Annotated in this window: 21 protein-coding genes, 1 tRNA gene and 1 pseudogene; 7 read left to right on the plus strand and 16 right to left on the minus strand. The window is 62.7% G+C overall.

The genetic code is table 11. The annotated features are described in order from the left end of the window. Both BUB04_RS19235 and BUB04_RS03035 read left to right on the plus strand, forming a co-directional pair. Positions 1-213 (plus strand): annotated as a pseudogene (locus tag BUB04_RS19235) (hypothetical protein); the annotation flags it as partial. Between the two features lie 70 nt (positions 214-283). Then, on the plus strand, positions 284-1,276 hold the full coding sequence (locus BUB04_RS03035) for an EAL and HDOD domain-containing protein (RefSeq protein ID WP_073036837.1): 993 nt from the start codon (positions 284-286) through the stop codon (positions 1,274-1,276). Positions 1,277-1,329: 53 nt separating this feature from the next. Here the strand turns inward: BUB04_RS03035 and BUB04_RS03040 are convergent, their stop codons facing one another. The 14 genes from BUB04_RS03040 to nuoF form a co-directional block, all read right to left on the minus strand. After that, positions 1,330-2,169 carry a GAF domain-containing protein gene (locus BUB04_RS03040; RefSeq protein ID WP_084076057.1) on the minus strand — a complete coding sequence of 280 codons (840 nt, stop codon included), beginning with the start codon at positions 2,167-2,169 and terminating at the stop codon, positions 1,330-1,332. Positions 2,170-2,208: 39 nt separating this feature from the next. Further along, on the minus strand, positions 2,209-3,672 hold the full coding sequence (locus tag BUB04_RS03045) for an NADH-quinone oxidoreductase subunit N (RefSeq protein WP_073036839.1): 1,464 nt from the start codon (positions 3,670-3,672) through the stop codon (positions 2,209-2,211). A 10-nt stretch (positions 3,673-3,682) separates the two neighbouring features. Further along, positions 3,683-5,251 carry an NADH-quinone oxidoreductase subunit M gene (locus BUB04_RS03050; RefSeq protein WP_073036841.1) on the minus strand — a complete coding sequence of 523 codons (1,569 nt, stop codon included), beginning with the start codon at positions 5,249-5,251 and terminating at the stop codon, positions 3,683-3,685. A gap of 63 nt (positions 5,252-5,314) precedes the next feature. Next, positions 5,315-7,240 carry an NADH-quinone oxidoreductase subunit L gene (nuoL, locus tag BUB04_RS03055; RefSeq protein WP_073036842.1) on the minus strand — a complete coding sequence of 642 codons (1,926 nt, stop codon included), beginning with the start codon at positions 7,238-7,240 and terminating at the stop codon, positions 5,315-5,317. A gap of 40 nt (positions 7,241-7,280) precedes the next feature. Further along, positions 7,281-7,583: an NADH-quinone oxidoreductase subunit NuoK gene (nuoK, locus tag BUB04_RS03060; protein WP_073036844.1), complete on the minus strand. Its 303-nt coding sequence runs from the start codon at positions 7,581-7,583 to the stop codon at positions 7,281-7,283. 15 nt (positions 7,584-7,598) lie between these two features. Continuing rightward, complete coding sequence (locus tag BUB04_RS03065) at positions 7,599-8,117, minus strand: NADH-quinone oxidoreductase subunit J family protein (protein ID WP_073036846.1); 519 nt, start codon at positions 8,115-8,117, stop codon at positions 7,599-7,601. A gap of 24 nt (positions 8,118-8,141) precedes the next feature. Continuing rightward, positions 8,142-8,543 carry a NuoI/complex I 23 kDa subunit family protein gene (locus tag BUB04_RS03070; protein WP_073036848.1) on the minus strand — a complete coding sequence of 134 codons (402 nt, stop codon included), beginning with the start codon at positions 8,541-8,543 and terminating at the stop codon, positions 8,142-8,144. 188 nt (positions 8,544-8,731) lie between these two features. Beyond that, positions 8,732-9,760: an NADH-quinone oxidoreductase subunit NuoH gene (gene nuoH / locus BUB04_RS03075; RefSeq protein WP_073036850.1), complete on the minus strand. Its 1,029-nt coding sequence runs from the start codon at positions 9,758-9,760 to the stop codon at positions 8,732-8,734. 12 nt (positions 9,761-9,772) lie between these two features. Then, on the minus strand, positions 9,773-12,472 hold the full coding sequence (locus BUB04_RS03080; protein ID WP_073036852.1) for a molybdopterin-dependent oxidoreductase: 2,700 nt from the start codon (positions 12,470-12,472) through the stop codon (positions 9,773-9,775). A gap of 2 nt (positions 12,473-12,474) precedes the next feature. Then, positions 12,475-13,650 carry an NADH dehydrogenase (quinone) subunit D gene (nuoD, locus tag BUB04_RS03085; protein ID WP_073036854.1) on the minus strand — a complete coding sequence of 392 codons (1,176 nt, stop codon included), beginning with the start codon at positions 13,648-13,650 and terminating at the stop codon, positions 12,475-12,477. A gap of 318 nt (positions 13,651-13,968) precedes the next feature. Next, complete coding sequence (locus BUB04_RS03090; RefSeq protein ID WP_073036855.1) at positions 13,969-14,451, minus strand: NADH-quinone oxidoreductase subunit C; 483 nt, start codon at positions 14,449-14,451, stop codon at positions 13,969-13,971. Next, complete coding sequence (locus BUB04_RS03095) at positions 14,448-14,981, minus strand: NADH-quinone oxidoreductase subunit B (RefSeq protein WP_073036857.1); 534 nt, start codon at positions 14,979-14,981, stop codon at positions 14,448-14,450. The genes BUB04_RS03090 and BUB04_RS03095 overlap by 4 nt, the downstream gene beginning before the upstream one ends. Then, a complete protein-coding gene (locus tag BUB04_RS03100) occupies positions 14,972-15,328 on the minus strand; it encodes an NADH-quinone oxidoreductase subunit A (protein WP_073036859.1) in 357 nt (118 codons plus the stop codon). The genes BUB04_RS03095 and BUB04_RS03100 overlap by 10 nt, the downstream gene beginning before the upstream one ends. Positions 15,329-15,351: 23 nt before the next feature. Continuing rightward, positions 15,352-17,199: an NADH-quinone oxidoreductase subunit NuoF gene (gene nuoF, locus BUB04_RS03105; protein ID WP_073036861.1), complete on the minus strand. Its 1,848-nt coding sequence runs from the start codon at positions 17,197-17,199 to the stop codon at positions 15,352-15,354. 380 nt (positions 17,200-17,579) lie between these two features. Here nuoF and BUB04_RS03110 point away from each other — a divergent pair, with 380 nt between their 5' ends. The 3 genes from BUB04_RS03110 to BUB04_RS03120 all read left to right on the plus strand — a co-directional run bounded on the left by BUB04_RS03110 (position 17,580) and on the right by BUB04_RS03120 (position 22,160). Next, a complete protein-coding gene (locus tag BUB04_RS03110; protein WP_073036863.1) occupies positions 17,580-20,519 on the plus strand; it encodes a Cache 3/Cache 2 fusion domain-containing protein in 2,940 nt (979 codons plus the stop codon). A gap of 600 nt (positions 20,520-21,119) precedes the next feature. After that, on the plus strand, positions 21,120-21,677 hold the full coding sequence (locus tag BUB04_RS03115; RefSeq protein WP_073036865.1) for an NUDIX hydrolase: 558 nt from the start codon (positions 21,120-21,122) through the stop codon (positions 21,675-21,677). Between the two features lie 12 nt (positions 21,678-21,689). Further along, positions 21,690-22,160 carry a GreA/GreB family elongation factor gene (locus BUB04_RS03120; RefSeq protein WP_073036867.1) on the plus strand — a complete coding sequence of 157 codons (471 nt, stop codon included), beginning with the start codon at positions 21,690-21,692 and terminating at the stop codon, positions 22,158-22,160. 56 nt (positions 22,161-22,216) lie between these two features. Here BUB04_RS03120 and BUB04_RS03125 read toward each other — a convergent pair whose 3' ends face one another. Then, positions 22,217-23,674, minus strand: a complete 1,458-nt coding sequence (locus BUB04_RS03125) for an RtcB family protein (protein WP_073036869.1) — start codon at positions 23,672-23,674, stop codon at positions 22,217-22,219. A gap of 43 nt (positions 23,675-23,717) precedes the next feature. Continuing rightward, entirely contained in the window at positions 23,718-24,152 is a 435-nt protein-coding gene (locus BUB04_RS03130) for an archease (RefSeq protein WP_073036871.1), read from the minus strand. Between the two features lie 171 nt (positions 24,153-24,323). On the opposite strand from BUB04_RS03130, the gene BUB04_RS03135 reads away from it, so the two are divergent. Both BUB04_RS03135 and rimP read left to right on the plus strand, forming a co-directional pair. After that, a tRNA-Gly gene (locus BUB04_RS03135) sits at positions 24,324-24,399 on the plus strand. Between the two features lie 250 nt (positions 24,400-24,649). Further along, entirely contained in the window at positions 24,650-25,156 is a 507-nt protein-coding gene (gene rimP, locus BUB04_RS03140) for a ribosome maturation factor RimP (RefSeq protein WP_073036873.1), read from the plus strand. Positions 25,157-25,213: the final 57 nt, after the last annotated feature.

A 25,213-nucleotide genomic window follows, 5' to 3' on the forward strand; every position in this document is an offset into this window, starting at 1 on the left:
AGGACGCTTCGCGAAAGCGGAATTCGTCACCACTGGGCCACCTTGCGAACGCATCTGAGTGGCCAAGTGCGGGTGACCACCAGCATGGTCAATGACAAAGGGCAGGTCATTCACATACGACACACGTCCGAGCCGGAACCGGTTCACGTGAAAATTTACAATGCTCTCGGGCTCCCGGTACGGCCATTAAGGAGGCTGACCGTCATCGAATGAAAAATTTGTAGTGTAGAATTTGAAAGCACTCTACAACAAAATCAGTAACTTACACACAAAAGTGACAAACTTGGGCTACTATCTTCCCCGTGAATGGGCGGTGGTCGAAATCCTGGAAGACGTTGAGCCGCTCCCCGAAATCGTGGAAGCCTGCAAGCGATTGAAGCGGACAGGCTACACCCTGGCCCTGGACGACTTCGTCCTTGCAAACCACCATCACCTCCCCTTGCTGGCCCTCGCGGACATTCTCAAGGTGGATGTCCGTTTCACCACCCCGGAGGAACGGCGTCTTATTGTACGAAAGTTCGGAGATCAGGTTGAACGCTTTCTGGCGGAAAAGACCGAGACGCGGGAGGAATTCCACGAGGCTCTGGAGGCGGGCTATTCCCTCTTTCAAGGATATTTCTTCAGCCGCCCGGTCATCATTGCCCGCAAAGATATCCCCGTCTACAAAGTCAACGCCCTGCGGCTCATCCAGCAGATCAACAGACCCGACCTGGACCTCGACGCCCTGGAGAAGGTGATCAAGCAGGACCCCGCCCTGGTTTACAAGCTGCTTCGCTACGTCAATTCCGCCTTCTTCGCTTTCCGCCACAAGGTGGGATCCGTGCGGCACGCGCTGGTCCTTCTGGGAGAGCGGGAGCTCCGGAAGTGGGCCACCCTTTCGGTCTATACGCGCCTCACCATGAAAGAACCCCAGGAACTTCTCCGGCTGTCCCTGGTCCGGGCGCGGTTCCTGGAGCTGCTGGCTCCCTTGGTGGGCATGGCAAGCGAAGCGGATCAGCTCTTTCTCATGGGCATTTTCTCGGTGGTGGACACCTTGCTGGGAAGGCCCATGGCAGAGGCCCTGGAGGAAGTCCCGCTGGAAGACGATGTGAGGGAGGCGCTCCTGGGAACGCTCAACCGCTATCGGGTCCTCTTCGAGATCGTTCTGGGCTACGAAAAGGCCCACTGGGACACCATCAGCCGGATCTGCACGGGCCTCAAGCTGGATCCGGGCGCCATAACATCCCGCTACCTGGAAGCCGTCGACTGGACCGAAAAGGTTTACCGCATCCGCTGACGTAAGCTCTCCGGGGAACGGTCATGGGCGTCCCTGCGCGGTTCTTCTTCACGTCATTCGGGCCGGTAGGCGCAATACTCGATCCAGTTGTGTACCTCGGATAGGAGCGACCGGTACTTTTCCTTTCCCTTGCTGTACATGATGGCGTTTTCGATGGCGATCCCGCACTGTTCCGCCACGGCCATGGCGTATTCCACTTCGTACTTGTGGAACCGGCGCTTCTTTTCCGTGAAGATGCGCATGCTGCCGATCACCCGGTCGCGGATCACGATGGGCACGGCCAGGATGGATCCGATCCCCTCCAGGGCGGCTTCCGCCGGGTACTGCACCCGGGGATCGTTTTGCACGTCGTAGATCTGCACCGGCGTGCCCGACGTGGTCTCCGCGATGCTCTTTTCCGCATCCAGGGGGCCCTTTTCCAGGTACTTTTCGCTGAGCCCGTAGGCGGCGGCCTGATCGAGGCGGGCCTTGTCCTTGTCCAGCAGAAGGAGCGTGCAGCCCTTGGCCTGGAAGATCTTGGTCACCTCCTCCACGATCACCTGCAGCACCTTGCGGTATTCCAGGGTGGAGGTGACCGTCCGGCTGATGTTCATGAACCCCTGCAGGTAGGGATTCTTGAAGAGCCGAAGCATCCCCACGCTCTCTTCGTCGATGTCCCCGGCCACGAAGGCCTGTCGCTGAAAGCACTCCAGGCTGAGGGCGGTGAAGGGGCAGGCCTCCAGGTCCGACACGTCCTGGACGTTCAGCGGGCAGCACCCGTCTTCCTGCACCTTCTTCGCCAGGCGGTCCACCACCATCTCGGCCACCTGCGGCTCGGATAAACTGCCCAACAGCCCCTGCAGGACCAGGGTCAACGCCTTCTGCACCTGCGGCTTGTCCTTTTTTTCTTCCATGGTCCATCCTTCCCTCGACGCCCGACGCCGTCGGCGCCGTCAGCCAAGAGCCAGCACGGCGCGCCGAGCCATTTCCCAGAAACCTTGGGGCAGCACCCCCACTCCCACCGTGAGCAGGCCGGCCAGGATGAGCGCCGCCCGCTCCCCTCCCGAAAGCCGGATCGCGGGCTCCGGGCCGGCTTCGGCCGCCTCCGATCGCCTGTAGATGGCGATCACCACGCGCAAGTAATAATAAGCGGCCACCACCGAATTGATCACGGCCAGGATCACAAGCCATGTATAACCCGCCTCCACGGCCGCCGAAAAGACGAGCAGTTTCCCCAGAAAGCCCGCCGTGGGCGGGATGCCCGCAAGGGAGAAGAGAAAGAGGGCCATGGCCGCGCCCACCAGGGGACACCGAAAACCCAACCCCTCGAAATCCTGCAGGAGTTCCCCCCCGTCCCGCTCCTTCTGACCCACCACCATGACGCCGAAGGCGCCCACGTTCATCACGGTGTAGGCCAGGAGATACACCAGCAAGGCGGTCACGCCCGACGGGGTTCCGGCCACGACCGCCACCATGAGATACCCCGCATGGGCGATGCTGGAATAGGCCAGCATGCGCTTGACGCTCTGCTGCACCAGCGCCATCACGTTTCCCACGGTCATGGTCACCGCCGCCAGGATCCACAGGGCCGTCGTCCAATGGGGCACCACGGCCGGAAGCGCCTCCCGGAAGGTGCGAACCAGCGCGGCCAGCACCGCCGCCTTCACCCCCACGGCCATGTAGGCGGTGATGGGCGTGGGCGCGCCCTCGTACACATCGGGCGTCCAGAGATGAAAGGGAACCAGCGCCAGTTTGAAGGCGAATCCCGCCAGCACCAGGGCCGTTCCCAGGAGGAGGTAGCTGTTGAAGACCCGCTCTCCGGTGCCCAGATAGGACGCCATGGCCGTCATGGAAAGAGAGCCCGTGGCGCCGTAGAGGAAGGTGAGGCCGTAGAGAAAAAACCCTGACGCAAAGCCCCCCAGGAGCACGTATTTCAGGGCGGCCTCGTTGGCCCGCCGTTCATGGCGCGGCAGCCCCACCAGCACGTAAACGCTGATGGAAAGGATTTCCAGGCCCAGAAAGATCATGATGAAGTGGACCGCCTGGGCCATGAGCACCATGCCCGTGGCGGCAAAAAGCACCAGGGCGTAGTATTCGCCCGTCCCGGCGCCGTCCCGGCGACGGCCTTCCAGGGACAGCAGGAGCACCAAAAGCGCCCCCAGCAGGATGACCGATGTGACGAAGAGCGCATACCGGTCCCAGACCACCATCTCGAAAAAGAGCGGTTCCCCCGGACTTTCGCTCTGCCAGGCGGCGAACAGAGCCGCCGCGGTTCCGGCCACGGCCACGCCGCCCAGCCGGCCTTTGCGCCCCAGCGGAGAAAAGGCGTCCAGGAGCAGGATCAGCACCCCCGTGGCAAAGAGGATGAGAACGGCCAGAAGGCCGCTGCACTGGTAAAGGGCTTCCACCACCGACATGGACGTCGCCTCACTTTCGATCCGCTGGATACCAGGAAACGAGACATTCGGGTTTGAGCTGCGTCTTTTCCCGGGCCGTCTGCTGCACTTGCTGCACCCGCGCGAGAACCCGGTCCACGGCGGGTTCCGACTTTTTCAAAAAGCCCGTGGGCGCCACGCCGATCCACACCATGCAGGCCACCAGCGGCACCAACAGGCCCACCTCCCGAGGCACCAGGTCCAACAGGGACCGGTTTTCCTCCTTGTGAACCTCGCCGAAGAAAACCCGCTGCACCATCCACAGCATGTACCAGGCCGCCAGAATGACGCCCGTGGCCCCCAGCGCCGCCCACAGCGGCCGGACCTTGAAGGTTCCCAGAAGGATGAGAAACTCCCCCACGAAGCCGTTCAGGCCCGGCAGCCCAATGGAAGCCAGGGTGGCGATCATGAAAAAGACGGCCAGCCGGGGCACGGGGGTGGACAGGCCTCCGAAGTCGGCGATCATCCGCGTATGGCGCCGCTCGTAAAGCATGCCCACCAGCAGGAACAAGGCGCCGGTGCTCAGCCCGTGGTTGATCATCTGGATCAGGCTTCCCTGCAGGCCCTGGAGGGTGAAGGTGAAGAGTCCCAGCAGGACGAATCCCAGGTGGCTCACACTGGAATAGGCGATGAGGCGCTTCAGGTCCTTTTGCACCAGGCACATGAACGCCCCGTAGATGATTCCCGCCAGGGCCAGGGCCACCATGAGCGGCGTGAAAAAGACGGACGCCTCCGGAAAGAGCGGCAGGTTGAACCGCAAAAAGCCGTAGGTACCCATCTTGAGAAGCACGGCGGCCAGCACCACGCTTCCCACGGTGGGCGCCTCCGTGTGGGCGTCCGGGAGCCACGTGTGGAACGGAAACATGGGCACCTTGATGGCGAACGCCACGCCGAAGGCCGCAAAGAGCCAGAGCTGCAGGCGGAAAGGTAGCCGAAGGGCCATGAAGTCCGTGAGATCGAAGGAATAGGTACCCGTGGTCTTGGCCTGATGGAAGTAGAGCACCAGGATTCCGACCAGCATGAAGACGGACCCGGCCATGGTGTAAAGGAAGAACTTCACCGCCGCATAGACCCTTCGGGCGGGGTGTCCCCACACCAGGATGAGAAGAGCCATGGGGATGAGCATGACTTCCCAGAAGAGGTAGAAAAGGACCAGGTCCAGGGCCAGGAAGACTCCCAGCATGCCCGTCTGGAGGAGCAGCAGGCACACCAGAAATTCCTTCACACGATCCCGAATGTCCCGCCAGCAGGCCAGCACGCAGATGGGTCCCAGGAAGGCCGTGAGCATCACCAAGAGCAGGCTGATGCCGTCCACCCCCAGATGGTAGGAGATGCCCAGGGCGGGAATCCAGGGCGTCCATTCCTCGAACTGCATGCCCGCTCGGGCCGGGTCGAATCCCCCGTAGACGATCAGGGCGAAGCCGAAGACCACCGCCATGGTCACCAGGGCCACCCAGCGCTGGAGCGGCCGGTTTTCCCGGTCCACGAAGACCAGGAGGAGCGCCCCCAGAAGGGGCGTGAAAACCATGGCGGAAAGAACGGGAAAGAACACGTTTTCCATGACATCATCCCTCGAAGGGCCTTCGCACCCCGTGAAGATCGCCCCTGCCTTTCGGCTACGCCCCTATACGGCCAGGGCGGCCAGAATCAGAAGACACACCCCCGCCAGGACCGACAGAGCATAGTGCTGGACCAGCCCCGTCTGGATGCGACGAAGCACGGCTCCCGCCCGGCGGAAGAGGGCGCCGGCCCCGTCCACCGCCCCATCGATCACCGCCCGGTCCACCCACTCATGCACGGTTTCCGCCAGGCGCTTCAGGGGCTCCACCACCACGGCCTGATAGAGCTCGTCCACGTAGTACTTGTGGAGGAGCCATCGGTAGGCGCGGGAAAACCGCGCCGCCACCTTTTCCGGCCGCTGGGGATCGGCCACGTACCAGCGATATGCCACTCCGATGCCCGCCAGGGCCACCATGACGGAAAGGCCCATGAGCGCCCCTTCGACCCACAGGGACGGATGGGTCCCATGTTCCGAGGTTCCGGCAAGGATGCCGCGGGCCGATTCAAAAACCGGGGAAAGGAACCGGGCGAACCGCTTTCCGTCCTCCAGGATCGGCACCTGCACCCAGCCTCCCACCAGGGAGAGAACCGCCAGGATCGTCAGCGGGACCGCCATGGCGCCGGGGGCTTCGTGGACATGATGGGCCGTTTCGGGGTCCATCCGGCTTTCCCCGAAGAAGGTCCGGAAGACCAGCCGGAACATGTAGAAGGCCGTGAGGGCGGCGCCGCCCAGTGCCAGGGTGTAGAGGAGCCCATGGCCCGTCATGAGGGTTTCGAAGAGGATTTCGTCCTTGCTGAAGAATCCGGCGAAGGGAAAGATCCCCGCGATGGCCAGGGATCCGGCGAGGAAGGTCCAGAAGGTCACCGGCAGCCAGCGGCGCAGCCCGCCCATGCGCCGGATGTCCTGTTCGCCGCCCAGGGCGTGGATGACGCTGCCCGCACCGAGAAAGAGAAGGGCCTTGAAGAAGGCGTGGGTCATGAGGTGGAAGATCCCGGCCACGTAGGCCCCCACGCCGCAGCCGAGAAACATGTAGCCCAGCTGACTCACCGTGGAATAGGCCAACACCCGCTTGATGTCGTTTTGCACGAGCCCGATGGTGGCGGCGAAGACCGCCGTGGCGCAGCCCACCGCGGCCACCACGCCCATGGAAAGCGGAGCCAGGGCGTAGAGCACCGAACAGCGGGCCACCATGTAGACCCCGGCGGTCACCATGGTGGCCGCATGGATGAGGGCGGAAACCGGCGTGGGACCTTCCATGGCGTCCGGAAGCCACACGTAGAGCGGGAGCTGGGCCGACTTGCCCACCGCTCCCACGAAAAGAAGCAGCGTGATGCCGGTCAGGACCATGTCTCCGGGCTGGAACCGCTGGACGGCGGCCTGGAAGATTTCGCTGAATTGGAGCGTCCCGAAGGTCCAGAACGTGAGAAAGATGGCCAGAAGAAAGCCGAAATCGCCGATCCGGTTCACGATGAAGGCCTTTTTGCCCGCATCGGATGCGGAGCGCTTTTCGTACCAGAAGCCGATGAGCAGATAGGAACAAAGGCCCACCCCTTCCCAGCCCACGAAGAGGACCAGCAGGTTTCCGGCCAGAACGAGCAGCAGCATGGCGCAGGCGAACAGGTTGAGGTAGGCGAAGTAACGGGCATAGCCGGGATCGTCGTGCATGTAGCCCGTGGAATAGATGTGGATGAGCAAACCCACTCCCGTCACCACCAGCACCATGACCATGCTCAGGGGATCCAGCAGAAAGGAGGCCCGCACGGAAAACTCGCCCACCGCGATCCAGGTGTAGTAGACCGGCTCCCAGATCCTCCGGTCGGGAGCCTGCTGCAGCAGAAGCCAAAACAGCCGAAGCGCCGTGAGAAACGCCAGCGCCATGGCGCCGCAGGCCACCGTTCCCACCCGTTTCTTGGACAGCCGCCGTCCCCACAGGCCGTTGATGAGAAAGCCGGCAAAGGGAAATGCGGGAATGAGCCATGCACTGTCCATGTCTTCTCCTTCGTGCCCCACCGCCCAAGCGACGGCGGCGTTATCCCTTCAGCATGCGGATGGCGTCCACGTGGATGGTCTTCCAGTTGCGATGGAGGGTCACGATGATGGCCAGCCCCACGGTGACCTCCGCCGCCGCCACCACCATGACGAAAAAGACGAAAAGCTGGCCGCTCAGATCCTGGAGCTCCCGGGAAAAGGCCACGAAACTCAGGTTCGCCGCGTTGAGCATGAGTTCGATGGACATGAAGATCACGATGGCGTTTCGGCGGACCAGCACGCCCGTCACGCCGATGGCGAACAGCAAGGCACTCACCAGCAGGTAATAATGGAGCGGCACCATCTTCCGGCCTTTCTTTCAGCGTCTTTCTTTCTTGGCCAAGACCATCACGCCCACCACCGCCACCAGCAGCAGCACGGACGTCACTTCGAAGGGCAGCAGTCCCCGGGTGAAGAGAAGACGGCCCAGCGCCCGGATGTTGCCTCCCTGGGCCGCCACCCAGTCGGGCCCGTGGGATCCGGCGGGCGCGAGTCGAGCGAGGGCCCCGGTCACCGCCGTCAAGACGCCTCCCACGAAGAAAAGCACCAGCGGGACCGCCCAGCGGACCCTCACCTTGAAGGCGGCCCGGTCTTCACCCCTCGGCTTCAGGTTCAAGAGCATGATGACGAACAAAAAGAGCACCATGACCGCCCCGGCATAGACCAGGACCTGCATGAGGGCGATGAATTCCGCCTGGAGGAGCAGGTACAGCCCGCCCATGGAAAAGAAGGACAGGATGAGAAACAGGGCGCTTTTCACCGGATGGGGGTGCCAGACCACGGCGGCGGCGCTTCCCACGGTCAATGCGGAAAAGGTGACAAAGAGGAAGAGTTCCATCGCTTGTCCTTGTGGCTTCGCCCCCTACTCTTCCAGGAGCTTTTCCTTGTGGTAGACCAGAACGTCCCGCCGGTATTGGGCCAGTTCGTATTTGCGGTTGAGCATGATGGCCCCCTTGGGGCAGGCTTCCTGGCAGAATCCGCAGAAGATGCACCGGGCGAGATCCACGATGAATTCCCGCGGGTGCTTGTCGTGCATCTCCTCGCCGCCTTCGGGCTCCACCGTGATGGCCTTGGACGGGCAGATGGTTTCGCACAGGTGGCAGGCCACGCACTTGATGCGCCCGTTTTCGTCCCGAAGCAGCCGGGGGTGGCCCCGAAACCGCTCGGAAACCTCCCGTTTCCTCTCCGGGTACTCGATGGTGATGGGCTTGCGGAACATCTGTTCCAGGGTCTTTCCAAGCCCCTTAAGCAACGGTCCGATCATGGCCTTCCTTTCAGCTAAGGGTCATGGCGCTCCCTGCACCACCCTGGAAGGGCTGCGCTGCGCCGACATGCCCTCTTCAACCCTTCGCCCTGTCCCTTGTCCCTTTCCCCTTTCCCCTTTCCCCTTTCCCCTTTCACCTTTCACCTTTCACCTTTCACCTTTTACCTTTTACCTTTTACCTTTTACCTTCACCCCCACCACGCCACGGCGCACCCGGTCGCCAGGATGTTGGCCAGGGAAAGAGGCAGGAGCACCTTCCAGCCGAAGCTCATGAGCTGGTCGTAGCGCACGCGAGGGTAGGTGGCGCGCACCCAGATGAAGAAAAAGACCAGGGCGCCGGTTTTCAGGACGAACCAGAGACCGGACGGCAGCCACGGCCCCTGCCATCCGCCCAGATAGAGGGTCACGGCCACGGCGCTCACGGTGATGATGTGAGCGTATTCGGCGAGCTGAAACAGGCCGAACTTCATGGAGCTGTATTCGGTGTGGTAGCCGGCCACCAGCTCGTTTTCGCACTCGATGAGGTCGAAGGGGGTGCGGCAGGCTTCCGCAAAGGCCGCTGTGAGGTAGAGCACGAAGCCCAGCGGCTGGTAGACGATGAAGGGAAGCCGCGCCTGGGCGTCCACGATTTCGGTGAGGCGCATGGATCCGGCCACCAGCAGAACCCCCACCACCGCCATTCCCAGGGACAGCTCGTAGCTGATCATCTGGGCGGTCACCCGGATTCCTCCCAGCAGGGAGTAGCGGTTGTCCGAGGCCCACCCGCCCAGAACCACGCCGTAGGTGGAAAGGGACGAGATGGCCAGGATGAAGAGGACGGCGCCGGGAAGATCCGCGATGACGCCCCGGTGAATGCCGTATTGGGCCAGATCCACCGTGCGCCCGAAGACCTCCACGGTCTCCGGCGCCACCGTGTCCGCAAACGGGATGGCCAGAAAGGGCGTGATGGCCGCCACAGCCGTCACCCACGGCGCGATGGCATAAAGTCGCGGTTCGCTCACGGGAAGCGAGATGTCTTCCTTGAAAAAGAGCTTCACCCCGTCCGCCAAAGGCTGCAGGAGCCCCCACGGTCCCACCCGGTTGGGGCCCAGGCGAAGCTGCATGAACCCGAGCACCTTTCGTTCCATGAGGGTGGCGTAGGCCACGGCCGTGAGCAGGACGAAAAGGAGCACGGCCGTCTTGATGAGGGTGATCACGCCGTAAACGATCCAGTCCATACCGTCCTCTTCCTATTTCGGCCCGGGATCGGCCGCCGCGCGGGTCACGCGCACGGGACGGAGAATCCCCCCGTCCGTCAGCCGGCTTACGGGCAGATCCTCGAAATGCAAAGCCGCCTGCACCGTTTGCCGCGGCACCCGCCGGTCCAATTCCACCGGGCCGGAAACGGCGCCCGATGCGGACTCCACCCGGACCTCATCGCCGTCCTTCACCTTCAGTTCGGCCGCGTCTTGAGGATGCAGCCGGAATCGTCCCCGGGGCTCCAGGGTTCGGGCTCCCAGCCCGTAGCGGCTGAGGGTTCCCGACTGGAAAAGGGACCGGCTCACCAGCAGCAGGAACGGACGGTCTTTCTCGGATCGGGGCGGCAATTCGAGCCAGGGGATGACCGCCTTCAGGCTGGGGTCCAGCACCCGGCGCCAGCCCGTGGATCCGTATTTGGTACGGTACAGGCGATTCCACCAGAATCCTTCGGCGGGAATGTCCGGCAGGGCGTATTGATCGTAATGGGGAAACAGTCCGCTGATCTCCGAAAAGATCTCGGAAGCGGACAGGTATTCCATGGGACGGCCCAGACGCCGGGAGAGCTCGCAGAGAATCTTCCAGTCCTCCAGGGGCCCGTCCGGGAAAGAAATCCCCTTCTGGCGCTGCACGCGAAGCTCCCCGCTGGTCACCGTCCCCTCGGTCTCCACCGCCAGTCGTGCCGGGAAGACCACGTGGGCCTTGGAAGCCGTCCGATTCAGGAACGCTTCCTGGCACATGAGAAACGGCACCCGATCCAGGGCCTTTTCCACGACGCCTGCGTTGAGGGTGGTGCCGAAAAGATCCGTTCCCAGGATCAGCAGCCCGTGGACGGGTTCCGGGCCTTCCCCGGCCGCGGCGGCCAGCATGGCCGGAAGCGGCAAACCGGGATCCCGGGGCACGTCCGTCTTCCAGACCGCTTGGAAGCGGTCGGCCTCATCCAAGGGAGCGTAGCCGGGAAGCCAATAGGGGCTCACGCCCATGTCCGAACAGCCCTGGGTGTTGGCCTTTTCCGCGGTGAGGTGCACCTTGAGCTTCTTTCCCAGGACCAGCAGGAGGTCCGCCACGTAGCAGGCCGCGTCGTAGCCGTCCTGGAGGCCCGCCAGGTCGTAGCCCACCACCAAGGAAGGCCTTTCGGCTTCCAGGAGCCGCTCCGCCAGAAAGACCATCCCATCCCGGTCCAGTCCGGTCACATCCTGCACCAGATCCCACCGGGTGGCGTCCAGCCGGCGCCGGAGAACTTCCTCCCGTCGAAAGTCCCCCAGTCCGCGAAGCCTTTCTCCGCCGGTTTCAAAGAGGGCCTTCAGGATCCCCAGCACCACGAAGCCCGAACTTCCCGGCCGGCAGGTCCCGCCCCATCGGGCCGAAGATCGGAACCGGGTGTGCCGGGAGCTCACGACCAGAAGCTCCCGAAGACTCTTTCGTTTCTGCGCCTGGTTGATGCGCCAGACCAGCGGCGGCGTCTCCTTTTTCACGTCGGAACCCACCACCAGGACCGTGTCGGCCCGATCCAGGTCGTCCAGGGTTCCCAAGGCCACCTGGAATCCCGAAACTTCCCGGATCGCCCGATGGGATGCTCCTTCCCCTTCGGCCCAGGCCACCCGGGGGCGGCCCAGAACATGGACCAAAGCCCGAAGCATCTTCTGGTGATCCAGGGCGCCGGTGGAATCCACGTGGGAAGTCCCCAGTACCGCCCGACAGAACTTCTGGAAGGTGTAGTTGCTTTCGTTGGTGGCCCGGGCCGAACCGATCCCGGCCAAGGCCCGCGGTCCGTACCGGCTACGGATCTCCCGGATCCTCTCCGCCGCATAGTCCAGCGCTTCCTCCCAGCCCACGGGAGTAAGCACCCCGTCTTTCCGCACCAGGGGCTGCGTAAGACGCTTTTCGTGCTGGACAATGTCCAGGCTGAAACGGCCCCGGCTGCAGATGATCCCGCCGTTCACCGACTCGTCGAAGGAGGCCGTCACCCGTTTCAGTTTCCCCTTCTTCGTTTCCAGCACCAGATGGCAGCCGCCGCCGCAGTAGGGACAGACGATCACCTGTTTCCGAAGCTGCCAGGCGCGGGCCGAATACTTGAACGTCTTGTCGATGATGGCCCCCGTGGGACAGACCCCGATGCACGAGCCGCAGAACTCGCAGTCCATCACCTTGCCGCCGGCGGTCACGGCCGTGCGGTAACCCCGGTTGTCGAAGTAGAGGGCGGCCGCCCCCACCCAGCCCCGGCAGGTGCGCACGCACCGCTCGCAGTTGACGCACCGGTCGGGATAGCGCTCGATCAAGGGGGACTGGCTGTCGTACTGGGGGGTGAGCTTGGCCGCCTGGTAGGGCTGGTCGGAAATCTTCAGCTCCCGGGTGAGGTTTTGCAGTTCGCATTCCCCGCCCTTGTCGCAGATGGGACAGTCCAGGGGATGGTTGATGAGCAGCAGCTGCAGGAGTTCCCGGCGGTAATGGGCGAGGCTTTCCGATTCGGTGACCACTTCCATCTTGTCCGCCACCGGGGTGGTGCAGGCGGGAACGGGTCGGGGCGGCCCCGGCTTGACTTCCACCACGCAGATGCGGCAGGCCCCGATGGGGCTCAAGGCCTTGTGGTAGCAGAGCCTGGGGATGCGGATGCCGTTGGCGTCCGCCACTTCCATCACCGTCATGCCCGGCTGGGCCTGGTACGCCTTTCCGTTGATGGTCACCGTAATCATCGCTATCGATCCACATCCGCCAGGACAATATCAATGGTTCCAATGAGGGCGATCAGGTCCGCCAGCAGACGCCCTTCGGCCAGCTTGCTCAGCACCTGCAGGTTCACGAAGCTGGGGGTGCGGGCCCGCACGCGGAAAGGCCTGGACGTGCCGTCGCTCACGATGAAGAAGGCCAGCTCGCCCTTGGGGGCTTCCGTGTGGTGAAACACCTCCCCTTCCGGCACCCGGATGCCTTCCTCCACCAGCAGGAAGTGCTGAATGAGGGATTCGATCCTGGTGTAGACGTCCGTCTTCTTGGGATAGGTGATGGTGGGATCGTCCACCGCGATATCCCCTTCGGGCAGCCGATCCAAGGCCTGCTCGATGATCCGGCAGCTCTGGCGCATCTCCTCCAGGCGGACCAGATACCGATCGTAGGTGTCGCCGTTTTGCCCCACGGGCACCACGAAATCGAACTCCTCATACCCGCAGTAGGGATCCGCCCGGCGAACGTCCCAGGCGATGCCGGAACCCCGCGCCACCGGCCCGCTCAGCCCGTAATCCAGCACCTCGTCCACGGTGAGCACCCCCACGTCCCTGGTGCGCCGGATCCAGATGGGATTGCGGGTGAGGAGCGTTTCGTAGTCCTTCATCTTATCCGGGAAGGTCCGGCAGAATTCGCGAACTTCCGTGGTCCACCCGTCGGGGAGGTCCCTGGCCAGGCCGCCGATGCGAAAGTAGCAGGGAAAGAGGCGCCCGCCGGCCACGGCCTCGAAAAGGTCCATGAGCTGCTCGCGCTCCCGGAACGCATAGAAGAGCGGCGTCATGGCGCCCAGGTCGTGGGCGTGGGTGCCGAGCCAGAAAAGGTGGCTGGCGATCCGCGTCATTTCGGCGATGATCACGCGGATGTAGCGCGCCCTTGGAGGCACCTCCACTCCCAGCAGCTTTTCCACCGCCAGGACGAAGCCCAGGTTGTTGGCCGATCCCGCCAGGTAGTCGATCCGGTCCGTGAGCGGCAGGCATTGTTGGTACGTGCGGGCTTCCATGAGCTTTTCGATGCCCCGGTGCAGGTAGCCGATATCGGGCGTGCAGCGCACCACCACCTCGCCTTCCAGTTCCACCACCACGCGGAGCACGCCGTGGGTGCTGGGGTGCTGGGGCCCCACATTGAGGATGAGACGTTCCGGGTATTGACTCATGGGCTTTTCCACACTGACCTGCCGTCGGGTTGCCGCAAAGGGAGGGGAAGCTGACGGTTGAAGCCGTCCTCGCTTCGCTCCCACACCCCACCCATCGGCGTATCTTTGCGCCAGAACCGGACGAATCTCGCCTCTTGTCCGGTTCTCTTTCACCTGACTGAGGGACTTTTCCTTCGGATGTCTCTTACACCGCGTGATGAGCGGGCGGGGATAAACCCCGCCCCTACCCAAGGGGTCCGTGCCTTCTTGTAGGGGCGGGCTTTACGCCCGCCCTTCAGGCCTGTCCATGACAAAGAATCGTCCGATTTCGATTTCACACTAGTCCAGATCCCAATCGGGCCCTTCCGTGGGATAATCCTTTCTCAGCGGATGCCCTTCCCAGTCGGGCGGGAGGAGGATCCGTCTCAGGTCCGGATGTCCTTGGAAATGGATGCCGAAAAGATCGTAGACTTCCCGCTCCAGCCAGCCGGCGGCGCTCCAGAGCGGCGTGAGGGAGGGCACGCCGGGCGGATCCCCCTCGGCCCAGGTCTTCACCCGCAAAAGAGCGGACTTTTCATGGCACCACACGTGATAGACCAGCTGGAATCGGGGGCGTTTGGGGAGATAGTCCACCGCCGTCACGTCACTCAGGTACCGAAACCCCCACCGGTCCCGAAGCTCCTTCATGACCTCCAGAAGCCGGTCCCGGGGCACCACCGCCCACCACTGGTCCCGGAAGACTCCCCTTTCCAGGACCGCGTCCGCAGGAAGCCCCTCCAGAACCTCTTCCACCCACAAACGGGTCTCTCCCGGACGGCTCATGAACGCACCTCCCCGATCCTTTCCACATCCGCCGGGACCCGCACCGGCCCTTCCTTACGGGTGAGGAAAGGATCCTTGCGGATCTTTTCGTGGAGCTTCAGGATGCCGTACAGGAGCGCCTCGGGCCGGGGCGGGCAGCCGGGAATGTACACGTCCACGGGAAGATGCCGGTCGATGCCCTGGACCACGGCGTAGCTTCGAAAGATCCCCCCGGAACAGGCGCACGCGCCCATGGCGATGACCCACTTGGGCTCGGGCATCTGTTCGTAGATGCGGATCACGGCGGGAAGCATCTTCTTGGTGACCGTTCCGGCCACGATCATGAGGTCCGCCTGGCGGGGCGAGGCCCGGAAGGCCTCCATGCCGAATCGGGCGATGTCGAACCGGTTGGCCGCCGTGCAGATCATCTCGATGGCGCAGCAGGCCAATCCGAAGGTGGCGGGCCACACGGACGACTTCCGGGCCCAGTTGACGAACCGTTCCAGGGTGGCCGTCAGCACCTGGTTCTGGATTCGCTCTTCTATTCCCATTCCAAGGCCCCCTTGCGGAAGAGATAGACCAGGCCGATGAGGATCACCGCGGTGAAGAGAAGCATCTCCACGAAGCCGAACCATCCCAGATCCCGAAAGACCACGGCCCAGGGGTAGAGAAAGACCGTCTCGATGTCGAAGATGATGAAGATCATGGCCACCACGTAGAACTTGATGGGGAAATGGATCTCCAGGGTGCCCAGGGGATCCATGCCGCATTCGTAAGGGAGCATCTTCTCCCGGGTGACCCGGCGCCGGCCGATGCGGGCCGAAAGAAAAAGGATGACCGCCATGACCCCCATGGTCACCGCGAGGTAGATGAGTGCCGGAATGTAGACGGCGGTCATGGAATCACCTCCAGCCGGTTCCTTTAGGCGGGGCACACCCCCAGGGGGCAGGCCTTGTCCACGATGTGGGCCAGGTATTCGTCCTTCAGCCGCTCAATGGTGGTTCTCACGAAAAAGATGGGCGACATGGCCAGGGCGCAGTTGGCCGTGGCCGACATGGTCCGGGCCAGGTCGATCAGGTGGTCCAGGTCGCTCTCGCGACCTTCGCCTGCGGCGATGCGCGTGAGCGTATCGTAGAGGACCCGGGTTCCGCGGCGGCACGGCGTGCAGAATCCGCACGATTCATGCTGGAAGAAGTGCATGATGTTTCGAACCACGTCCACCACGCAGGTGCGCTCGTTCATCACCAGCATGGTGCCCGAACCCAGCGCCCCGCCTCTCTGCTGCATGGACGCGTAATCCATGACCGTGTCCAGATGCTCGGCGGTGAAAAAGCCGAAAGACGCCCCGCCCGTCTGGCACATCTTGAAGGGAATGCCGTCGCGCATCCCGCCGCCGTAACGCTCAATGAGCTCGCGAAGGGTCAGGCCCAGCGGAGCCTCCACGATCTGGGGCTCGTTCACGTGGCCGCAGATCTGGTAGAGCTTCACGCCCGGGGAATCCTCCGTACCGAAGGACCGGTACCAGGCGGCGCCGTTTCGAAGGATCGCGGGCACGTTGGCCAGGGTCTCCACGTTGTTCACCACGGTGGGGTTTTCCCACAGACCCCGCACCCCGGGAAACGGGGGCTTCACCCGCGGGTTTCCCCGCAGCCCCTCGATGGACTCGATGAGGGCCGTTTCCTCGCCGCACACGTACGCACCGGCGCCCGAGCGGATCTCGATGTCGAAGCTGAAGCGGGACCCCAGGATCCTTTCGCCCAGAAAGCCGCGCTCCCGGGCCTGCTCCACCGCCTTCTGCAGCCGATACATGGAGAGGTAGTATTCGCCGCGAACGTAGATGAACCCCTTGTTGGCCCCCACGGCATAGCCGGCGATGATCAACCCTTCCACCAGCCGGTGGGGGTTTCCTTCCATGATGTAGCGGTCCTTGAAGGTTCCCGGCTCGCCCTCATCGGCATTGCAGATGACGTACTTTTCCGGCGCCTTGATGGGAAGCGTGAAGGACCACTTGAGTCCTGTGGGAAAGCCGGCTCCGCCCCGCCCGCGGAGGCCCGACTCCTTCACTTCCTCCACCACGTCTTCCGGGGCCATGGACGAAAGCACCTTCTTCAGGGCCTCGTAGCCGCCCATTTGGATGTAGTCGTCGATGCTTTCCGGATCCACGTCGCCCACGCCGTGGAGCAGCACCGCCCGACGATGCACATCCAGGTCCTTTCGCACCCGGCCGCCGGAACCGGGGAGTTTTCGAAAATCCACCGTGCGGCCCGCCCGGTAATCGTCGATCACCTTCCGGATCTTCTCCCGGGTGAGGTTTCCGAAGACCACCTCGTTGATCTGCATGGCGGGAGCCACTTCGCACACGCCCAGGCACGAAGACCGTTCCAGGGTGAAAAGACCGTCCGGCGTGGTCTCCCCTTCTCGCACGCCCAGGACATCCTCCAGGACGTGGATCAGGTTTTCGACCCCCAGGATGTGGCAGGCGGGAGATTCGCACACCCGGATGATGAACCGACCCCGGGGCTGGAGGGAGAGCATGGTGTAGAAGGTGGCGATGCCGTAGAGGTAGCTCAGGTGCACATCCAGCGCGTCGGCGATCTCGGCCAGCACATTGGCCGGAAGCCAGTTGCCGCAGACGGCCTGGGCCTCGGTGAGAAGCGGAAGAAGCGTTCCCTTCTTGCCGGCATGCTTGCCGATGACCTCACGAAGACGGTTGGATTCCTCGGGGGTAAGATCCTTGGTGGGGTTCAGAAAAACCGCCGGTCGCCTCATGCACCACCTGCCTGTGTTGTCTTGTGGCCGGGGTCACTGTCGCAGGAGCGGTCGCTGTCGCGGGAGCCAGAGAGAGTGAGATTTTGCACAACCATGCCCCAAGAGAAGGCCGCGTGTCAAGAAATTTTTCACAAAGTTCTTCCGCCGCTGTGCGTTTTCGCGGCCCCCTTTCCCCCCGGAAGGTCATCGTAGCCCTCAAGTTTCGCCTAAAAGATGACGATGGAATAAGAGATGCGGTTGAGGTTCACCATTGATCCGCCCGACCCCATCGGCCTGCATCAGCGGCCCGAGGGGGACGAGCGCTGGCCGGTGGTCTCCATGACCGGACCGGCGCGCACAGGGCCGGTCACGAACGGATTGCACCGCCGAGGAGGCACCCCATGACCGACCGACTGTCCCTTAGAGCCAAATTGACCGTAATGTCCATGGGCCTTGTTGTCATTCCCGTACTCCTGGTTTCCCTCTTCAGTACGCACCAGATCCAATCCTCCATGGGCGCCCTGATCTCCGAAACCAGCCTGAGTCTTAAGGCAGAGGCCGTCAGTAAATTGCAAATCGGATTGGAACGCGACCGGCTAACCGTTCAAGGGCTCATCCAGAGGGTGGAATCGGAGGCTCTGAGCTTGGCCGCTTCATCCAACACCCTTGGATACCTGAGCGCCCGAAACGGAGAGAATGACCTCCTCAACGATCTGGCGCGCCGTCAAGTGGAACGGGTCGTGGAGGGTGTTCTCAATACCTGCCGAGCGCAGCAGGAGCTGCTCACCAAAAAACTCCAGAGCGACCTGACCGTGGCCGATCACCTGCTTCGATCCCACGGAGACATCCAGAAGTCGCCGCTGCCCTTCCCGTGGAAAGCCAAGAATCAGTTTACGGGTGAAGAGGTGTCAATCCAGTTGCCGCTGCTGGAAATCGGGGGTCTCTTTCTTCGCCCCACCTCATCCATGGCCGAACGGGTTCCGGTCGTGGATGACGTCAAGGAACTCATCGGCAGCACCTGCACCATCTTTCAAAAGATGAACGACGCCGGAGACATGGTGCGCGTGGCCACCAACATCACGACCCCCGACGGTCTGCGGGCCATCGGGACGTTTCTTCCGGCAATCAGACTGGACGGCCTTCCCAACCCTATCATCCAGGATGTGTTGGAGGGCAAGACCCATATCGGGCGCATCCAGATTTTCGGCGACTGGCACACGGCCGCCTACAAGCCCCTGCAGGACTCGGAGGGCCGAATCGTGGGCATGCTTTACGTGGGCGTCAAGGAACAGGACAGCCGGGAGCTGGTAGAGAGCATCACGGAGACGCGCTTTGGGGAAAGCGGCCACGTTTTCGTTATTAATTCCACTGGAAAAATCCTGCTCCACCCGGATAATTCCATGGTCGGCAAAAATATCATCACAGACCTGAATCTGCCGGAGCTCCAGGAAGTCACCTATCGAAAGAGAGAAGGTAGGAACCGTTTCTTTACTTACACCTACCAGGGGCGCAAAAGGTTCGTGGTCTATAACTATTTCAAGGATTGGGACTGGATTCTGTGTGCCACCGGTTACTGGGACGAACTGACGGAAGAGGCGGCCCGGATTTCCCTCGACTTGTTAAAGAAGGACATCCAAGCCTTTGCCGATAACGCGCTCCTGGAAACCCAGAGCGGTCTCCATCCCCTCTACACCCAGGTGCGGTTCATAGACGCCCATGGCCTGGAGCTCATCAAATGGCAACAAGGTTCGCTTACGGACGAACTCCAGGATGTCTCCAAGCAGCCATGGTTCCTCAAGTGCCGAACCATCGAGGAAGGCCGGGTGGTGCATGGAGGGCTCCTGGAGCAAGGCGTTGCAGGGGGGCCGGAAATGCTCGTGGTGAGTCCGGTGTATCTCCACGGAGTTTTCAGGGGGGCCGTCGCGCTCAACATGAACTGGGAACTCGTGTGGCAAACGATCCAGGATCACACCTACGGAAAAAGCGGTTATCCATTCGTGATCGATGCCCAGGGCCGGCCGGTGGCCCATCCCCAATACGATGTCACCAGCGGCATCCGGCTTACGGAGGACAAATACGGGGACTTGGCGGAATTGGTGAGATCCCGGATGCTCACGGGTGAGACCGGCTACGGGGAGTATACTTTTCAGGGAATCCGCAAGGTGGCGGTCTTTGCGCCCATCCACTTGGGGAACCACCTGTTCAGTATTGCCGCGACCCTTCCCATTCAGGAGGTCTACGCGCTGGCGGACACCATGGAACTGACCACCGAGAGCGCCCTGGACCGCCTTAATCTCTTTGCCGGCCTCTTCGCCCTGGCCATGGGACTCGTGGCCATACTGGTCGGCTACCGCACGAGCACCCGCATCGCCCTGCCGCTCACGCGGGTGATCGACGGCCTCAATGAAGGAGCCGAACAGGTGGCCGCCGCCTCCCACGAAGTCTCCTCCGCCAGCCAATCCCTGGCCGAGGGGGCCTCCCGGCAGGCGGCATCCCTGGAGGAGACCTCGTCAGCCCTGGAAGAGCTGGCGGCCATGACCCGCCAAAACGCCGAGAACGCCCGGGAGGCCACGGAGCTCATGGACGGCGCTTCGGTCATCGTCCGCAAGGCGGATCTGTCCATGGACGAGCTGATCGTCAAGATGGGCCGCGCGACCGCCAGCAGCGAAGAGACCCAGAAGATCATCAAGACCATCGACGAGATCGCCTTCCAGACCAATCTCCTGGCTCTCAACGCCGCCGTGGAGGCGGCGCGGGCGGGAGAAGCCGGGGCGGGGTTCGCCGTGGTGGCCGAAGAGGTGCGCAACCTCGCCATGCGCGCCGCCCAGGCGGCCAAGGAGACCGGAGATCTGCTGCACAAGACCATCGCCCAGATCAAGGACAGCTCGGATCAACTGCAAGAAACGAACAGCCTCTTCGCCCAGGTGACTCAAAGCACTGCCAAGATCACCCAGCTCGTAAAGGAGATCGCCCAGGCTTCCGGCGAGCAGGCGGAAGGCATCGAACAGATCAACCGGGCGGTGGCCGACATGGACCGCACGGTTCAGATGACGGCGGCCAACTCCGAGGAATCCGCTTCCGCTGCGGAGGAATTGAACGCGCAGGCGGAACAGATGCGGGCCCTGGTCTTCGAACTGCTCCAACTGGTCCGAAGCCGCCGGGAGGCGGAAAGGCTTCTGGCTGGACGCGAAGAGGCCCAGGAGGCCGAATCCGAGGCCGTACACACCCACCCCGTATCCACCGGGAAAGACGAAGATCCGACACCGGCCCTCCCCCGCCGTGCGACCAAGGGGAATGGCGGGGGTCGAAGCGCCATCGATTGGGAAGAGGAGGGATTCTAAGCCGTCGGGAGGCTGCCTAGGAGCCTGTCCGAGAATGGCAGATTTGCGCCGTTCAACGTCCATTCGTCATCCCCGCGAAGCTTGTCCCCGGCTTGAACGGGGAGCGGGGATCCAGAATTTCCAGTAAGTTATGAACTCCCGCTTGCGCGGGAGTGACGGGTGGCGGAGTTTTCAGACAGGCTCCTAGGAGCCTGTCCGTGAATATTTTTCCGGCTCGAGAGGCGAAGGGTTTTCCCTTCACTTCGTAGCCGCGGGGCTTTAGCCCCGCTGGAAAGGGTCATCGCACCCTCTTGAGATTACAACAACTATTCCCGATGGCCTCTCTGACACCCGTGGAGTCCTCCGCAGCCCTAAAGGGCTGCGCTACAAGAAATGTGGTCACCCACGGAGTTTTCGGACAGCCTCCTGGGACCTCCTCGGGCCGGCGGCCAGTGCGGGAGCCTTCGCCGATGGCGGGCGGTAACGGTGGGGGCGAAGGATTCTTCGGCTCTACCGTCCGCTGCGCCACGGGCTCCACCCTCTCCGTCAAGACCTTGATCCATCCGATCGAATAGTGTTTTACTGGCTCCGACATCGACACTTCAGACTGTTGGAGCAGCCATGGAAGAACGCATCCGCACCCTGGGGAGCATCCACGCCAACCACTTCAGCGCCTACCTGGACGCCGTTCGTCTGAGGACCGGTCGGATCACGGAACGGATTCGCATGGACCATCCGGAAGCGGCGGCGGTCCTGCCCTTCGCGGACGACGGCCGGCACGTGATCCTGGTCCGCCAGTGGCGATACGCCATCGGACGGGAAACCCTGGAAATCCCGGCGGGAAAGGTGGATCCCGGCGAGTCCGTGGAAGCCTGCGCCAAGCGGGAGCTCATGGAAGAAACAGGCTACGAGGCCCGGCGGTTTCTTCCCCTCTTCCGGTACCATCCGGCCATCGGCTATTCCAACGAGGAGATCGCCATCTTTGCGGCGTCGGGGCTGGTGAAAACCTCCCGGCGGGAGGACACGGACGAGATCTCCCGCGTGGAAGTGCTCCCGTGGGAGGACGTGTTGGGCCGGATCCACGACGGAACCATCACCGACGGAAAGACGGTCATCGCCCTGTGCCTTTTCAAGAGTCTCTTGGACCGGGAAGCACTGCCCGAGGACTTTTTCCCGTAAGAGGGACCGGACATGGAAAAGATCCCCATCACCCGGAACGGATACCGGCACCTGGCGGCGGAACTTCTTCACCTGCGCCGCGTGGTGAGGCCGAGAGTGCTGGAGGAGCTGCAGGAGGCCCGGCTTTTCGGGATCAAGGCCGACAACCAGCAATATCTCCTGGCCCGGGAAAACCATTCCGTCCTGCTTCGCAAGATCCACGACCTGGAGACCAAGCTGGCGCAGTGCGAAATCTTCGTGGGTCGCAAGTTCACCTCCAAGGTGGTGGGGTTCGGCACCTGGACGGTGGTCCGAAACCTGGAGACGGGAGAGACCCTCCGCTTTCAGATGGTGGGGCCCTACGAATCCGACGTGGCCAACGGCCGCTTGTCGATCCTGTCGCCGGTGGGCCGATCCCTCATGGGGCGATCGGAAGGCGACGAGGTGACCGTCTTCACGCCGGCAGGCGAAAGAACCTATCAAGTCCTGGAGATTCTAAGCTGATTCCGTCCCCACCGCCCCCGGTCACTCGTCACCCATCACTCGTCACTCCTCACCCATCACCCCTTCATGACTCCCAGGGGTTTCAGCCGGGCCACCGGGCGGCTGATGCCGGCACCCTGCACCACGGCCACCACATCGCTCACGTCCTTGTAGGCTTCGGGCATCTCCTCGCTCAGGGTCGCCTTGCCGGCCGCCGTCACAAACACCCCCCGTTGTTCCAGTTCCTTGGCGATGCTCCGCCCCCTGGCGGATTTGATGGCCTGGTGGCGGCTGAGCACGCGGCCCGCCCCGTGGCAGGTGCTTCCGAAGGTCTCCGCCATGGCCCGGTCCGTCCCCACCAGGACGTAGCTGTAGCGGCCCATGTCCCCCGGGATGAGCACGGGCTGCCCGACCGCCCTGTAGACAGGGGGCACCGCCGGGTGGCCCGCCGCAAAGGCCCGGGTGGCCCCCTTGCGGTGGACGCACAGTTTCCGCAGGCGACCTTCCACGGTGTGTTCTTCGATCTTGGCCATGTTGTGGCACACGTCGTAGAGCAGACGCAGGCCCAGCCGTTCCGCCGACGTGCCGAAGAACTGCTCGAAGGTCTCACGCACCCAGTGGGTGATCATCTGGCGGTTGGCGAAGGCGAAATTGGCCGCCGCCCCCATGGCCCCCAGGTAGTCCCGCCCCTCCCGGGATTCCACGGGCGCGCAGCAAAGCTGCTTGTCGGGAAGGTGGATGCCGTACTTGGAGGCACTTTTGAGGAGAATGCGGATGTAGTCGTCGCACACCTGATGGCCCAACCCGCGGGACCCGGTGTGCACGAAGACGGTGATCCCTCCCGGGTGAAGCCCGAAGACCTCGGCCACCCCCGGATCGTACACCTCCTCCACCACCCCCACTTCCACGAAATGGTTTCCCGATCCCAGGGTACCCAGCTGGGAGCGGCCCCGTTCCCGGGCCTTGGCAGACACCTTGGACGGGTCGGCCCAGGGGATGCAGCCCCCTTCTTCGATCTTTTCCAGGTCCGACGGATCTCCGTAGCCTTTGGCCACCGCCCAGGCCGCCCCCTGTTCCAGGACGCGATCCAGCTCGGCATCCTTGAGCTTCATGTCTTTCCTGGAAGACCCCACTCCGGAAGGAATGTTTGTGAAAAGGGCCGACACCAGGTCCTTGATCCTTTCTCCTCCCAGCTCCTTCAGGGTCAGGTGGCTGGTCATGAGCCGGACGCCGCAGTTGATGTCATAGCCCACGCCTCCCGGGGAGACCACGCCCTCCTCCACGCTGAAGGCGGCCACCCCTCCGATGGGAAAGCCGTAACCCCAGTGGATGTCAGGCATGGCCATGGAATACCCCACGATCCCGGGAAGACAAGCCACGTTGCTCACCTGCTCCAGGGCCTGTTCCTCCTGGATCGCTCGAAGCATCTCCTCGGTGGCATAGACCAAGCCGTCCGTCTTCATGGCCCCGTGGCGGCGGATCTTCCAACGCCACGGATCCACTTGTTCCAGATTCCAGGTCTTTCTTGCACCCATGATTCCTCCTCCAACGCTGCGGTCCGCTCCGGGACCCGCAGGCTTAAACGTCAAAGATCACCTGGGCTTCCCAGCCGTCTTCCAGTCTTTCCACTTTCAATCCATGGTAGGTGACCGCCTTGTAGACCAACTGCACCTCATGGCGATCGGGATCCAGGCCCTCTCCCCCGATCCGCCCATGAAGCGTCCAGCCGGCACCTCTTTCCAGGGAAACCTGTGCGGATCGGCCCAGAAAGCCTTCCGTCTCGAAAAGAAACAAGAGCTCCGAAAGCCAGACCACCAACAGGTCGTCCAGTTCCGATGCATCCACCACCACATCCCTGTGTTCCCGCTCTTCCACGGTGGCCCGATCCACCATGAGGTCATAGAAAGCATGTGCGGCCACCTGGAAAAGCTCCTCAAGGCTTCGGGCCCGGACCCGGAAACCCGCATCCGCCGTATGGTTCAACAGTTCGTATCCCCCCGCTTCGATTTTCATTTTTCCTTCCATTTACGTCCCTGTCACTCCACTCTCACCTCCGCCGCCCCGCCTCTTTAATCCCTATCAACTCGGGCCCCAAAAGAGAAGCGGATCCCATGGGGCGCAAAATCAATTATCCCTTGACTTCATGGGGGCTCATCATTACACTTCGCATGCTGTGGCGAACGGGCGGGCATAGCTCAGTTGGTAGAGCACGAGCTTCCCAAGCTTGGGGTCGCGGGTTCGAGTCCCGTTGCCCGCTCCAGCAGCCCACAAGGTGCTCACCCTTCCAGAGGCGGAAGGCTTCCCTTATTGAGGTTGGCGTCGGGCCCGGCGACGGCGCACGCCTACTTCGATTAGTGGATGACGATGTTCAACACGGTCTTTTGTGAACGCAGTTTGCATTTGCACTGAAGCCGGATCTCCACTGATCATTCGTCTGCTAATGGAAGTGGGCAAGTTGCCCACTTTTTTTTTGCAGCCGAGCCGGCGGATCGGGAGTCATTTCAACGGGCATGGAGACATCGGAAGACAGGTCCCGGCAGATCGTTGAGCGCATTTGGTCCCTGGCCACACCGGTGATTCGAGCCGAGGGCTTGGAATTGATTGAAGTGGAATACCGCAGGGAGAGTCAGGGCTGGGTTCTGCGCCTTTTCGTGGACGGGGAAGACGGAGTCACGGTGGAGGACTGTGCCGTGGTCAGCCGGGTTGTGGGCGATCTTCTGGACGTGGAGGATCCCATCTCGGGCCCCTACCATTTGGAGGTCTCCTCCCCCGGGCTGGACCGGCCCTTGCGCAGGTGGGAACACTTTCAGGCTCACCTGGGCATGATCGTTTTTGTTCGAACCCGTGAGGCGCTCGAAGGGCGAAAAAATTTCAAGGGAACGCTCGTGGACGCCCGTCCGGAGACCATTCAGATGGACTGCGACGGCAACGTCTATGAGATCGCCCTGGACAATATCGAAAGAGCCCGGCTCCGCTACTTTGAGTCGCAGGAAGGCTCCAAGCGTTCTCCCACTTAGCGACCGTGCACAGGGCTGGCACCGGACGGGCAGTGAAAGGATTTTGAGGAGATAACA

It is taken from the genome of Desulfacinum infernum DSM 9756 (genome assembly GCF_900129305.1).
Classification (GTDB): domain Bacteria; phylum Desulfobacterota; class Syntrophobacteria; order Syntrophobacterales; family DSM-9756; genus Desulfacinum; species Desulfacinum infernum.